Annotated in this window: 10 protein-coding genes; 9 read left to right on the top strand and 1 reads right to left on the bottom strand. The window is 58.1% G+C overall.

The window, feature by feature from the left end:
• Positions 1-253 precede the first annotated feature (253 nt).
• The 3 genes from HMPREF2712_RS04230 (at position 254) to HMPREF2712_RS04220 (ending at position 4,501) form a co-directional block, all read left to right on the top strand.
• Positions 254-1,297, top strand: a complete 1,044-nt coding sequence (locus HMPREF2712_RS04230) for an o-succinylbenzoate synthase (protein ID WP_070819364.1) — start codon at positions 254-256, stop codon at positions 1,295-1,297.
• A 78-nt stretch (positions 1,298-1,375) separates the two neighbouring features.
• Positions 1,376-3,205: a 2-succinyl-5-enolpyruvyl-6-hydroxy-3-cyclohexene-1-carboxylic-acid synthase gene (menD, locus tag HMPREF2712_RS04225; protein WP_070819363.1), complete on the top strand. Its 1,830-nt coding sequence runs from the start codon at positions 1,376-1,378 to the stop codon at positions 3,203-3,205.
• Between the two features lie 276 nt (positions 3,206-3,481).
• Positions 3,482-4,501, top strand: coding sequence for a glycosyltransferase (locus HMPREF2712_RS04220; RefSeq protein ID WP_070629961.1), 1,020 nt, complete (start codon positions 3,482-3,484; stop codon positions 4,499-4,501).
• 108 nt (positions 4,502-4,609) lie between these two features.
• Here HMPREF2712_RS04220 and HMPREF2712_RS04215 read toward each other — a convergent pair whose 3' ends face one another.
• Complete coding sequence (locus HMPREF2712_RS04215) at positions 4,610-5,518, bottom strand: MBL fold metallo-hydrolase (protein WP_070598963.1); 909 nt, start codon at positions 5,516-5,518, stop codon at positions 4,610-4,612.
• A gap of 254 nt (positions 5,519-5,772) precedes the next feature.
• On the opposite strand from HMPREF2712_RS04215, the gene gluQRS reads away from it, so the two are divergent.
• From gluQRS to HMPREF2712_RS04185, 6 genes are all read left to right on the top strand, one after another.
• Positions 5,773-6,804: a tRNA glutamyl-Q(34) synthetase GluQRS gene (gene gluQRS / locus HMPREF2712_RS04210; RefSeq protein WP_070819362.1), complete on the top strand. Its 1,032-nt coding sequence runs from the start codon at positions 5,773-5,775 to the stop codon at positions 6,802-6,804.
• Between the two features lie 381 nt (positions 6,805-7,185).
• Entirely contained in the window at positions 7,186-8,673 is a 1,488-nt protein-coding gene (putP, locus tag HMPREF2712_RS04205; protein WP_070819361.1) for a sodium/proline symporter PutP, read from the top strand.
• 205 nt (positions 8,674-8,878) lie between these two features.
• On the top strand, positions 8,879-10,261 hold the full coding sequence (locus HMPREF2712_RS04200; protein WP_070819360.1) for an AAA family ATPase: 1,383 nt from the start codon (positions 8,879-8,881) through the stop codon (positions 10,259-10,261).
• Positions 10,251-10,865, top strand: coding sequence for an RloB family protein (locus HMPREF2712_RS04195; protein ID WP_070819359.1), 615 nt, complete (start codon positions 10,251-10,253; stop codon positions 10,863-10,865). The genes HMPREF2712_RS04200 and HMPREF2712_RS04195 overlap by 11 nt, the downstream gene beginning before the upstream one ends.
• A gap of 87 nt (positions 10,866-10,952) precedes the next feature.
• Positions 10,953-11,906, top strand: a complete 954-nt coding sequence (locus HMPREF2712_RS04190) for a 1,4-dihydroxy-2-naphthoyl-CoA synthase (protein ID WP_005508297.1) — start codon at positions 10,953-10,955, stop codon at positions 11,904-11,906.
• Between the two features lie 170 nt (positions 11,907-12,076).
• Positions 12,077-13,432: an AMP-binding protein gene (locus HMPREF2712_RS04185; protein ID WP_070819358.1), complete on the top strand. Its 1,356-nt coding sequence runs from the start codon at positions 12,077-12,079 to the stop codon at positions 13,430-13,432.
• Positions 13,433-13,520 lie beyond the last annotated feature (88 nt).

The raw sequence follows: 13,520 nt of genomic DNA, 5'->3' as shown, positions 1-13,520 counted from the left end.
CCCGAGCCCGCCGATGCCAGCCCCTCAAAACGGTAGCCCCCAAGCTGCCGTTTTATGCGAAGCACCGTCCGAGTTCTCAGGCGAATAACTACCTACTATCCCAGGTTAAGCTATGAAAAACTAAAGTTTTTTCGACCACAACCTGAGAGTTTCCAGAGAATGCGTGACAGGGTGCGAGCGCACCCACCCGCCCCCAGAATGTTATGGTGAGCTCATAGCGCATCACAGAAGGGCAGATACCTTGAACACCAGTATGAGCGTGCCGCCTCTCGGCTACGGTTTTCACCTCACGAACACTCCCCTGCCGCCGCTGCAGGAGGTTCTGGAGAACCTGTTCACGGTCGAAATTCCGATGACGGTCACCTTCCGCGGGGTCAATAGCCGCCAGAGCGCGCTGATTTGCGGCCCATACGGCTGGGGCGAGTTCGCGCCCTTCCTCGAGTACGGTGCGCAGGAGTCTGCCGCGTGGCTTGCCTGCACGCTAGAGGCGGCATGGTTGCCCACCCCGAAGCCGGTGCGTACGCGCATCCCGCTGAACGCGACCCTGCCCGCGGTGCCCGCCGAGCGTGTGCCGGAGGTGCTCGCCAAGTACGAGGGTGAGATTCAGGAACTGAAAATCAAGGTGGCGGAGAAGGGTCAGAGCCTCGCCGACGATATTGCGCGGGTAGCAGCCGCTCGCGAGGCGCTCCCGAATGCGCGTCTGAAGGTGGACGCGAACATGGGCTACACCCTCGCCGGTGCCCTTGAAGCGCTACGCAAGCTCTGCGAGTACGGCATTATCTACGCCGAGCAGCCCGTGGCATCCATTGAAGACATGGCGGCGCTCCGCTTTGCCATTGCCAAGGAGGGGCTGCCCGCCCGCATTGCCGCAGACGAGTCGATCCGCAAGGCGGAAGACCCGCTGAAGGTGGCGCGCGCGAACGCCGCGGACCTGATGGTCATTAAGGCGGCGCCGCTGGGCGGTGTACGTCGTGCGCTCGCTCTGGTTGAGCAGGCGCAGCTTCCGGCGGTAGTTTCTTCTGCGCTGGAGTCTTCGGTGGGCATTGGTGTCGGTGCGTCCCTGGCGGCCTCCCTACCGACCTTGAGGTACGGGTGCGGTCTGGGCACGGTCTCCCTCATGGCTGAGGACGTCAGCGACGAGCCGCTCATCGCCCGCGATGGGTTCATGGACCTGCGCACCATCACCCCCAGCCCGCAGCGCCTAGAGCGTCTTGCCACCGACGAGCAGACCCGCCAATGGTGGGTGGAGCGCGTCACCGCCTGCTACCGGGTACTGGAACGCGCCTGCGGACTGTGAAGACTGTAGTTTTCAAGGTTGCGCCTGTGAAGGGTAACCATAACTGAATGAAAAACCTTACGGCATTAGAATGGTACGGTGACTGAAAACCGCTCAACCCCCGCCATGCTCACCGCAGTATCCGTGCTCGATTCGCTGATTCGTGCCGGTATGCGGCATGTTGTCGTGTCTCCGGGATCCCGTAGCGCACCTCTTGCGTACGCTATTGCCGCCGCCGCTGAAGCCGGCGCCCTCATTGCGCACGTGCGTGTGGACGAGCGAAGTGCAGCCTTTACCGCCCTGGGTATTGCCAAGGCATCCGGCCAGCCCGTGGGTCTGGTGTGCACCTCCGGTACGGCACTGGGCGAGTACGTGCCCGCCGTCATGGAGGCGTATCACGCCGGTGTGCCCCTGGCGGTGCTGAGCGCTGACCGCCCGGAGCGTCTGCGCGGTAGCGGCGTGAATCAGACGACCCGCCAGGCGAGTTTCTTCTATCCTTTTGTGCGTGCTGAAGCCGATCTGACCTCCTACCCCGAGCAGGTGGAGGGCGAGCAGACTCAGGCTTTTGCCGCCTGCCTGAATGCGCTGACCGGTCGTAGTGCCGAGCACTGGCGCAAGCAGTCTGCGGAGCCGATTGGCCCAGTGCACCTGAACATTTGTTTCGATACGCCGCTGACCCCCTCTGGCCGTTTTGCGCAGATACTGCCGCAGTGGGCACAGAGCCTGCTAGAGGATTACGACCCGCAGGCTGAGGGCCGTGCCCGCGCCGCCCGCGCTGAAGGTTCCGGGTTCTCCAGCGCCGAGCAGCGTTGGCTTCTGGATTCTTTGGAGGCGCAGGCGGACCTGGCGGAGTTCACCCCGGCGCACCGTACCGTGGTGGTTGCCGCTGACGGTGCCGGCGAGTTTGCGGCGGAGTTCGCGCGCGTGCTGAACCTGCCACTGTTTGCGGAGCCTTCCTCCGAGGCGCGCCACGGCGCAACCTCCATTCCTCACTACCCGCAGCTGCTCGCTGATGGTTCGTTCGCCCCCGCCGCCCAGATTGAGCGTGTGGTGCTCTTCGGCCACCCGACGCTCTCGCGCCCGATTACCGCACTGCTGGAACGCAAAGATATTCAGTGCGCGTTCTACGCCCCGCGCCGCGCCAGCTGGTACGAGCCGGGCGCTCGCTCCTTCGTGGAACTGTCGACCCCGCATGAGCTTGCCGAGTTTGCGTGCGCATCCTCTGCTGCCGCTGATGAGCTGGTGGACGAGCTGAGCTGGCTAGAGCAGTGGGTTGAGCCCGCCCGCGAGCTGCAGGATGAGTGCCTGGGCGCCATTGCCGCCTACGAACACCCGGGTGCTGAGAGTTCGGTTGACTACACCGATTACCGCAACCGCACCGCTGGCCGCTCCTACGCCCGCCGCGTCTGGCAGGATGCGGTGGCTCAGCGCCGCCTCATGGTGCTGGGTTCTTCAAACCTGGTGCGTGATTTGGATGCGGCGGCCCCCGCCCTGGGTGAGCCCGCCCCCGCGCATGTGTTTGCTAATCGCGGTCTTGCCGGTATTGACGGGACGATTGCGACCGCTATTGGTGTATCCCTGTCCGGCTACTACCCTGCCGGTGTGGATGAGAACTCCCGCCCGATCATTGGTGGTACCGCCCTGCCGGTGACCCTGCTGTGCGGTGATTTGACCTTCCAGCACGATGTTTCCTCGCTGAACCTGCCGAATACTGAGCTTCTGCCCGAGCTGCGCGTTGAGGTCTTTGACGATGCCGGTGGCGGTATTTTCACGACCCTTGAACACGGTGATATGGCTCGTCAGGAGCAGTTCACTGCGGCTGTGGATCGTTTCTTCACGGTGGCTGCCGCCCCGAATACTGATTTGGCGCGCATGGCTGCCGGGTTTGGCACCGAATCGGGCGTTGAGGTGCGCATTCACACACCCTAAAGCTGTTTCTAAAGGCAGCAGGCTAAGCCCCGTGCGCAGGGTTGACCGATATACTGAAAACTACCTGTGCCATAGCCTTCCGTGGCTGAACGCTAGCCGGTCGTAGCGGTTTCACTCGCCGCTGCATTCGCGTTTTTGCGCGCCTGCTGACGTAAGGCACCCTATCTATCATTTATTGACCTTCACGCTCTCGCCGCTGATGCACACCGCCCGCGACCCGAGGTTTTACCCCGGCGAGCCCGGTGCATGCGGCGGACGTCGCTCCCAAGGATTCTCATGAGCTCACTCGATATTATTGTTGCTGTCCCCTCCGGAGCCGGTTGGGTTCCCGTACACGCCATGGCGGAGCTTCTCGCCCGCTACACCGGCGGTACCGTACACACCGTGGATGTGGGCGCATCCCTCAGCAAGGAAACGAAGCTTCTGGCGCGTCTGCCCCGTCTCAAGGGCGGCTCCAAGCGCTGCCTGGTGATTGCTTCTGATCCCGGTCAGCTGTACGCCATTTCGCAGCGTTCCTTCGCGTTCCGCCGCTACGGTGCAATCTACGGCTGGGTGATTGATAGCTTCTGGGATGACCGTATTCCCGCGGTGGCTAAGTCCTCCACCTACGACCGTATTTTCGTTGCAGACGTTGATGACGTTCAGCCCTGGACTGCCGCGGGAGTGAAGGTCCCCGGCGTTCTGCCCTGGGGTGCGGATGTTTGGAGCAAGTTCAGCGACCGTCTGGCTGCGCTGGAGTCGAAGAGCACCGACCTGCTGCGCGTGGGCCGTCAGCCCGCCGCCTACGAAGATGACGAGGCGACTGCCGCCCTCGCCGCGGAGCTGGGTCTGAGCTTTGAGGGCCGCCCGCCCTTCGGTGCAAATGACCGCGAGTCGGCTCAGCACCTGCAGAATTCTCTGAACCGCGCGAAGTTCCTGCTGGCGTTCTCCACTTCGGTCAGCCCGGCGCCGTACACTCACCCGACCAAGGAGTACATCACCGGTCGTTGGACCGACGCCCTGGCTTCGGGCGTGACCGTGGTCGGCAAGGTTCCGAACACCACCACCGTACGTGAAATCCTTTGGGATGGCGCGACCATCGACATTGATCACGCGGATGCACGCGCGGGCCTCGCGCAGGTTGCCGATGCGGTCTCCCGCTGGACCCCCGCGCAGGGTGAGCAGCAGATTCGTCAGGCTCTGCAGCACCTGGATTGGCGTCACCGTTTCGTGCAGCTTTGCGAGGCAATGGGTGAAGTCCCGGCTTCTTTGGCGGCTGATTGCGAGGCAATGCGCGCCCAGTACGTTCAGCGCTAAATACGTGCCCTAAGGTTATGGGTATATAAAAGGTGAGGGCTGGTTTCTATCATAGAAACCAGCCCTCACCTGCATTTATGCCCCATGAGGCATATTGCATACGGGGTTTTAGTACGAAGCCTGACCCAGAGTAATTGGACCCGTGAAACCACTGGTGTCCGGGTAATCCGCTTCGAGATATGCCGCTACCGGTGCACCTTCAAGCTGAGCCAAACGATCCAGCAGGAAGCGAGTAGCACCCGGCGCATACGGCAGCTTATACATTGCCGCGGTCGTCGCCTCATCATCACGATCCAAAGTGGAGGAGCGAATCGACTCAATAGCGGTCACCATGGTGTTACGTTCACGCTCCACGAAGGTGCGGTCTACCGGCTCACCGTTACCGGGCACAAACACGCGGTAACGATCAAATTCGAGCACGGCACCAAGAGTGTCAATCCAACGGTCGGGGAAGGAATCCTCGAAGTAGGGGTCGGTACCCTCTTCAATCAGACCACCCATGAAGAGCACATCTTCAATACCGACCAGAATGTCACCATCGGTGTGGCCGGGACCCATGTACATGAGGGTTGCGCTACGCTCACCCAGATCAATGGGGGTGAAGGTAATGCCGTCACCGCTATTGGCGACCAGGCGGTTGGGGACAATAATATTGGTGGCTGCACCCTGATGGTGCGCCATTTCCGGTTCGAGCGTCTCGACGTAGGGACGCTGCGCCTCACCGTATTTACGAATTGCGCGCGCGGCGCGAGGATGCGCCCAGAATTCTTCGGCACCCATTGCCGCGAAAACATCGTTACCGAAGAAACGCTCATAGTGTCCATGAGTGTTTACGACGGTGATAGGAAGGCGCGTGAGACGGCGAACCTCATCATAGATTTCGGTGGCCTGACGGGGACCTGCGCCGGTATCCACGACAAGTGCCCGTTCCAGTCCGAGGACCAGTCCGGTGTTCAGTCGGTAGTTGTCGGTCGCAATACGGTACACGCCGTCTGCGAGTTCAATAGTACGAGCCATAGATACAACCCTACTGTAATTTTTGGTACTTGCGGGGCTATTCGGGCTTCTGGAGAACATATTTTTGCACTATTGCACATCACTAAGGGCATAAAAGTGCATCATTCCGCATAATTACGTCTCTACGGGCAGGTGGCACGTGATGCTTGACAACCTCTGCAGATTGATTAGTCGGGTAGCGCATTCTCCCAGCTAGTCCAGCTCTGATTAGGCTCTGAGCAAGAACCAGAAATCACGCCCTATAGGATAGGAGTATGACTTCTTCCCTCACCTCGTCTTCCACCCCTTCGAACCTGCCTTTCCCCAGCGGTACCGGACGCTACGCCCCCTCCCCCTCGGGGGACTTGCATCTAGGCAATTTGCGTACCGCTATTTTGGCCTGGGCGATGGCTCGCCGCGGCGCCAAGCCCTTCTATCTGCGCGTGGAGGACTTGGATCGCGTGCGCCCGGGTGCCGCAGAGCGTCAGATTGCTGATTTGGCGGCGCTGGGCCTGGATTGGGATGCAAGCCCTGGTACCCCGGCAGCCGGTGCCCCGGCAGAGCGCGTTGAGGGAGCCGAGATTAAAGAGGCGGGCGTACTGCATCAGAGCACGCGCCTTGCCGCCTATGAGCAGGCGGTTGCGCAGCTGCGCGAGGCAAACCTCGTCTATGAGTGCTTCTGTACCCGCCGCGAAATTCAGGAGGCTTCGAGTGCCCCGCACGGTGCGCCGGGCGCATACCCGGGTACCTGCCGTGAGCTGAGCAAGGCACAGCGGGAGGAGCGCCGTGCTCAGCGTCCGCCGGCTCTGCGTCTGCGCGCCGAGCGCACGAGCTACACGGTACAGGATGATTTTTACGGTGCTTACACGGGGCTGGTGGATGATTTTGTGCTGGTACGCAATGACGGCACCTACGCCTATAACCTAACCTCCGTGGTGGACGATGCATTTGTGAGGGTTGAGCAGATTGTGCGCGGCGATGATCTGTTGCCTTCTGCGCCCCGCCAGTCGTATTTGGCGCAGCTTTTGGGTTTGGCGCAGCCGCGTTACGCTCACGTGCCGCTGGCACTGAATGAGGAGGGTAAGCGCCTGGCGAAGCGTGACGGGGCGGTAACCCTGCCGCAGCTGCGTGAGGCGGGTGTCGAGATTCCGACGATTTTGGGTTGGATTGCCGCGTCTATTCCGGTGTATAACGCTGATGGCTCCGCCCATTCCGCGGATGTTCCGGTGCCTAATGCGGCGGCGATTTTGGAGCGTTTTGACCCGGCTCGTATGGCTTCTGAGCCGTGGGTCGTGAGGGATCTCTAAGCCTCTGTGACATTGTTGTGTAACAGTTCAACACTCCGAACGGCTTTTAAATTTTTCGTTTAATTCGTTTTAGATGCATACAGCTCTGATCGTTTACGTTGCTTTTAAACTGCGTCTCTTGCACCGAAGTGCCCGAAACCCTGAATTTCAGGGGTTTTTCGGGCACTTTTTCGCACATGCTCCCACAGCACCCCACGTGTACGACCATGGAATTTAAACAATAAATACATATTTATTCCACAGACTCAAACTCTTTAACGTCAAATAGACTTTATTTTCAGCCCCTCAAAGCCTAGACTGTATCCTATGCCACTCATAAAGTTATGGGGTAGCGCATAAATACACACAGGCGCACACTATCACCAGGAGAGAAGGAACATTATGGCCGCGAGTACATACCAGGTCATCGCGCTGGCGATTTATTTTGTTGCCATGATCGCAATCGGCCTATGGGCAAATAGCAAAAACAACAGTCTTGACGACTATGTGCTGGGCGGGCGACAGCTCTCCCCCACCGTCGCCGCTCTCTCAGCGGGCGCCTCCGACATGTCCGGTTGGCTCCTCATGGGTCTGCCCGGCGCCGTCTACCTCAGCGGCCTCTCCCAGGCATGGCTCGCCGTCGGTCTGACCATCGGCGCATGGTGCAACTGGAAGTTCGTGGCACCGCGACTGCGTAGCTACACCGAAGTAGCAGGCGACGCCGTGACCGTCCCCGTCTTCCTGAGCAACCGCCTCCATGACACCAAGCGCGTGCTGCGCATCGTCTCCGGCGTCGTGATTCTGGTGTTCTTCACCTTCTACGTCTCCTCCGGCATGGTGTCCGGCGGCCTGTTCTTCAAGTCCTCCTTCGGACAGGAATACCACACCGGTATGCTCCTGCTGGCAGGTATCACCGTGTTCTACACCTTCTTCGGCGGCTTCATGGGCGCATCCTACACCGACATGGTTCAGGGCCTGCTCATGCTCGCAGCACTCATTGCCGTTCCGGTCGTCACTATTATTAACCTCGGCGGCGTGGGCCCCGTGGTTGAGTCCATCAGCCAGGTACGCCCCGACGCGCTGAGCATCTTCGCAGGCACCACCTTCGCCGGTATCGTTTCATCCCTCGCATGGGGTTTGGGCTACTTCGGTCAGCCGCACATTATCGTGCGATTCATGGCAATGCGCACCCCCGCGGACGCTAAGTCTGGCCGCCGCATCGGCATCAGCTGGATGGTCCTGACCGTGTTCGGTGCACTGAGCGGCGCGTTCATGGGTATCGCATACTTTGCACGCCACCCCGAGGCATCCCTCACCAACCCCGAAACCGCTGAGTCGGTCTTCCTGGACCTCTCCCAGATTCTGTTCCACCCCCTCGTTGCGGGCCTGATTCTGGCTGCGGTTCTGGCAGCAATTATGTCCACCCTCTCCTCGCAGCTGATCGTGTGCTCCTCCGCTCTGGTGGAGGACCTCTACGGCATCTTCTCCTCGAAGAAGCTCAGCGCATCCAAGTCCCTGTGGCTCGGCCGTGCAGGCGTGGCAATCGTGGCACTGGTCGCCGGTGCCCTGGCATGGAACCCCAACAGCTCCATTCTGCAGCTGGTCGCATTCGCTTGGGCTGGCTTCGGTTCGGCATTCGGCCCGACCGTTCTGCTCTCCCTCTACTGGCGTAAGCTGACCACACAGGGTGCACTCGCCTCCATGATTACCGGTGCCGTTGTGGCATTCGCGTGGGGCCAGAGCCCGATGAAGTCCGTGCTCTACGAAATGGTTCCCGGCTTCGCGTCGGCATTGCTGGTCGCAATCATCGTCTCCCTGGTCACCTACAAGAAGAACCAGGTCATTGACGAAGAGTTCGACCGCGCGGTAGAGCTCGCAAAGGTCAAGTAAAGGTTTGACTCAATAAACCTCCGCGCTCAGCGGATACCTCGAGGACAGCTTGGCGAACCTTCAGAACCTTTATCGGAAGTGAGGACGTAGGTTCGCCCCCCCTCCCCGGTAGCCCGGTACTACAGCATGTAGTGCCGGGCTGCTTCTTCTTTGCATAGATTCGTGGCTCAGAGTTGAGGGAGGGAGGGTATGATATCTTCAAAATATGAAGATTCTCAATTTTAGAGTTAAGAACCATACGAGCGTCAGGGACGAGGTCGCCCTGGAGCTTCTAGACCCCTCCTTCAATAGGTTAACCCCTGCTGAAGGAAAAACTTGGAACCAGTATGTACATAATGTTGCAAGCATATTTGGAGCAAATGCATCTGGAAAATCAAACCTACTCGACGCACTTCTGTACTTCATTACTGCAATTAGTGATTCATCTACTCATTGGCAGAGCCACCCCGATTTTCCCCATTTCCCGTTTAAGTTAAATCAGAATGACCAAAATTCGGAGAGTGTGTATGAGCTAGACTTCCTAATCAAGAACACGCGATATCGATACAGTTTTGGGGCTTCTTCTCAGGGAATTACTTTTGAATCCTTGGAACACATCCCTACCATACGATGGAAGAAGATATTTTATCGAGAGCAGTTGGGAGACAATAAATACAAAACAGTATTTTCAACCGGAACCCAAAAAGTAGAAGTTAACCACCGAGAACTCATACTTTCACGCGCCCTTGTCCTTAATCGAAAAGATATATTACAGGAAATCTCGGAAAATATTATTCGCGGGATTGATTTCATCTTACTTAATAGAGATCAACAATCTCGCATTGATGCAATAGTGAAGGCTCTCGCCGAAAATTCCATATCCTTCGAGGAGCTTGAAACATTACTACAAATCGCGGATATCGGCATCCAAAAAGTTGACCTTTGGCAGCAAGAAAATGAAATCGACGAGCAGAGCTTACCACCCAACATCCCTGCATCAGTAAAAGAAAAAATTATGGACATTCTATCAAAATTAGATTCCTCAGATGAAAATGATTCAGCAGATACACTCAAACCTCCGATTGCCCGATTAGTTCAACGGCGCCTAGAATTCTATCATTACGCTTCCGATGAAAATGTGCCGCCACTCTATATAAATGAAGAAAGCGACGGAACACTGGCGTGGCTTGCTATTTCTTTTGCAGCTTTAAAAGCAATTCGTAGAGGTAGCGTAGTCTGCGGGGACGAATTGGATTCTAGCCTGCACCCATATCTAGTACACCTTCTTATCAAATTGTTTACAGATTCTTCTATAAACACACAAGGAGCTCAGATAATTTTTACTACACATGATGCGACTATTCTAGCCAACAATGAAGAACTTGGACTAAATCATAAAAATATATGGTTCACTGAGAAAAATCGTGAAGGAATTACCGAACTATTCTCTCTCAATGATTTTAATTTAAATAATGATATTGATATCGAGGAACATTACCTTAATGGCAGCTATGGTGCTGTTCCCCTTATTGCAGGAAGCATGTTTAAAAATCTAGTTAATCACCCTTCACCCAAGCCTAATCTCAAGGAAGAAAATAATGAAAAATAGGAGGCACCTCACTCGCGAAAAGCGTAATTTACGCAACATTAAGAAAAGTATACTTATATGTGTTGAAGGGGAAAAAACAGAAATTCAGTATTTTGATCTTTTGCGGCAATACCTCCGGTCGACAAACACGTCTATCCATTTCAAAACAGTTAAACCCAAAGGAACCGACCCACTTAGTATCCTCAAAGGATGCCTAAAATTTAAAGATAAGCATAATGATAAGTACGACAGTTTCTTCTGTGTTATCGATGTTGATGAACATACAAATCTTGAGCAAGCATTGCAGGAAGCAAGAAAACAAAATATCTTTATGGTCGTCACAAATATCAAGTTTGAAGTGTGGCTACTTTGGCATATAGATTCATCCCTTAATCACCACATGCCAAACCAAGAAATAAATAGACGAGTTAAGGAAATATCCAGTAAACATCCTTTCATGGTGGGACAGAACAACAAAGAGCTAAATATGAGATTCCCAGTTGACAGATATAAACTGGCATCCGTAACAGCTCGAGAAAATGACCCAGATATGAGTTTTAACAGGAGGGGCCCGAACCCTTCTAGCGCTATGCCGCTTCTAATCGATAAAATTATCAATGGATAAATAACATCTATTTCATATTGAGAAGCCCGGGCCGCACACACGCGGTCCGGGCCTTCTTATATGCCCGGGCAACGTAGAATAGGGTCTATGACTGCACAACTTCCCGAAAAGGTCTCGGACATCTTCAACCCCGCCGACTGGCGCGTCGTCGAAGGCTTCGAAGACTTCACCGACATCACCTACCACCGCCAGGTTGAGCGCGACGAAAACGGCGAAATCCTACGCGATCTGCCCACCGTGCGCATCGCATTCGACCGCCCCGAGGTCCGCAACGCATTCCGCCCGCACACCGTGGACGAACTCTACCGCGCCCTCGACCACGCCCGCATGACCTCCAACGTAGGCACCGTACTGCTCACCGGCAACGGCCCCTCCGCCAAGGACGGCGGCTGGGCATTCTGCTCCGGCGGCGACCAGCGCATCCGCGGCCGCGACGGCTATCACTACGCCAGCGGCGACACCGCAGAAAGCATCGACCCGGCACGCGCAGGCCGACTGCACATCCTGGAAGTGCAGCGCCTCATCCGCACCATGCCCAAGGTCGTTATCGCCCTCGTCTCCGGCTGGGCTGCAGGCGGCGGCCACTCCCTGCATGTAGTTGCTGACCTGACCATCGCCTCCGAAGAGTACGGCAAGTTCAAGCAGACCGACGCAACCGTCGGCTCCTTCGACGCAGGCTACGGTTCGGCGTTGCTCGCACGCCAGGTGGGTCAGAAGTTCGCCCGCGAAATCTTCTTCCTCGCCAAGGAATACGACGCACAGCGCATGTACGAAATGGGCGCGGTCAACGACGTAGTCCCCCACGCAGAGCTCGAAAACAAGGGCCTGGAATACGCGGCGCACATTGCCCGCCAGTCCCCGCAGGCAATCCGCATGCTCAAGTACGCCTTCAACTTGCCCGACGACGGCATGCTCGGCCAGCAGGTCTTCGCCGGTGAGGCAACCCGCATGGCATACATGACCGACGAGGCCGTGGAGGGCCGCGACGCGTTCTTGCAGAAGCGTGACCCGGACTGGTCCAACTACCCCTACTACTTCTAAGAGACAGCCCCTTCTACAGAAGTAGTTTCAGATGCATAGGCTCGGAGCCGGATTCAACCCTGAGAACCTCAGCTAAGAATCCGGCTCCGGCGCATTTGATGCCGCACCGGCATATGACACCGGCGCATGACAGCACGTAGCCGCGACAAACAGCCGCTAAGGATTTAGCCATGATTAACACCCCCGTACTCGGGCTCGTGCCCTCCCCCGCCCCGCAGGAGGCTGCCCTGCACCCACAGGCGGTACAGGTGCGCGCCGATCAGCCTGCCGACCCGCACGCCATGCTGAGTGCCTTTGAGCAACTGCTGGACGGGTACGCGGCGGATGCCGATGCGGCTGCGGGTGCGGAGCTTATCGCTCTGGTGGTGGGCACCTCCGGATCCACCGGAACCCCTAAACGCACCGCACTGACTGCGCGAGCTCTTGCTGCCAGTGCGGCAGCCACCGAGCGCTTCTTCGGCTCAAACTCCGATGGGGCATCGCAGTGGCTCCTGGCTCTTCCGGCGCACTATATTGCCGGCGCGCAGGTACTCGCCCGCTCCGTACTCGCCGGTACCGCCCCGGTCATTGCCCGCTCCGTCATTGAGCCCGTGCACTTTAGCCCCGAGGTCTTCCTGCAGGCGGTTGAGCGCATGAGCTCGGCACGCCGGTTTATCTCCCTGGTGCCCACTCAGCTCCATAAACTGCTCGAAAGCGCGGACGCCGATTCGCACCTGGGCGCTGAAATTCACGAGGCGCTCGGATCCTTCACTGGCATCCTGCTTGGAGGCGCCCCCGCCAGCGCCGGCCTGCTCGCCGCCTCCACCGCCCTGGGGCTGAACACGGTGACCACCTACGGTAGCGCCGAAACCGCCGGCGGCTGTGTCTACTCCGGCTCTGTTCTGCCCGGCGTGCAGGTTAAACTCGTACCCGAAGAAGGTATGCCCGCTGTGCCGGATACCGGCGGGAAGCAGGCACAGGTGGGCCGTATTTGGATTAGCGGTGCGCACCTCGCCAGCGGCTACATTGGCGACGCCGCCCGCACCGCCGAGCACTTCTTCACCGCCGCCGACGGCACCCGCTGGTACCGCACCGACGACTACGGGCTGCTGAGCCCTGCAGCAGCTCCCAACAGCAACGAGAACTGTAGCGAGCAGCGCCTGCAGGTGCTCGGTCGTAGCGACGACGTGCTCATCAGCGGAGGCGTAAAAATCTCCGCCCGCGCCGTGGCAACCGTCCTCGAAGAGCACCCCGCCGTACGCGAAGCCTGCGTAGTCGGCCTACCCGATGCCCGCTGGGGCACAGCCATCGCCGCCGCGGTCACGCTCGTACCTTCTGCCGGTGCCGCGGCTACATCTACCGAGAATCGCCCCGCCCTGAACGAAGAACTCTGCGCCCTACTGCGTGCCCGCTGCGCCGAAAAGCTCGGCGCCCCCGCCGCCCCCAAGCAGCTGAGCATCCTACCGGATTTCCCGCTCACCAGCACCGGCAAGCCGGACCGCGCAGAAATATACAGTATCCTGGACAGAGACTATCGTCAGGGCTAAAGCAGGCTCATCCGCGGGTTTTCACCCCACACACGCACCCGCCCGCATGCCCTGACCGTCACGCACAAAACCCACGCATCATACGCAC

The sequence above is a fragment of the Rothia sp. HMSC064F07 genome (assembly GCF_001837265.1).
Classification (GTDB): domain Bacteria; phylum Actinomycetota; class Actinomycetes; order Actinomycetales; family Micrococcaceae; genus Rothia; species Rothia mucilaginosa.
This window is presented reverse-complemented; position numbering and strand designations above follow the sequence as displayed.

Bases quoted from the DNA above. Each gene is read 5' to 3' on its own strand.
- HMPREF2712_RS04230 (WP_070819364.1), top strand. From the start codon at position 254: ATGAGCGTGCCGCCTCTCGGCTACGGTTTTCACCTCACGAACACTCCC.
- HMPREF2712_RS04220 (WP_070629961.1), top strand. From the start codon at position 3,482: ATGAGCTCACTCGATATTATTGTTGCTGTCCCCTCCGGAGCCGGTTGG.
- HMPREF2712_RS04215 (WP_070598963.1), bottom strand. From the start codon at position 5,518: ATGGCTCGTACTATTGAACTCGCAGACGGCGTGTACCGTATTGCGACC.
- gluQRS (WP_070819362.1), top strand. From the start codon at position 5,773: ATGACTTCTTCCCTCACCTCGTCTTCCACCCCTTCGAACCTGCCTTTC.
- putP (WP_070819361.1), top strand. From the start codon at position 7,186: ATGGCCGCGAGTACATACCAGGTCATCGCGCTGGCGATTTATTTTGTT.
- HMPREF2712_RS04200 (WP_070819360.1), top strand. From the start codon at position 8,879: ATGAAGATTCTCAATTTTAGAGTTAAGAACCATACGAGCGTCAGGGAC.
- HMPREF2712_RS04195 (WP_070819359.1), top strand. From the start codon at position 10,251: ATGAAAAATAGGAGGCACCTCACTCGCGAAAAGCGTAATTTACGCAAC.
- HMPREF2712_RS04190 (WP_005508297.1), top strand. From the start codon at position 10,953: ATGACTGCACAACTTCCCGAAAAGGTCTCGGACATCTTCAACCCCGCC.
- HMPREF2712_RS04185 (WP_070819358.1), top strand. From the start codon at position 12,077: ATGATTAACACCCCCGTACTCGGGCTCGTGCCCTCCCCCGCCCCGCAG.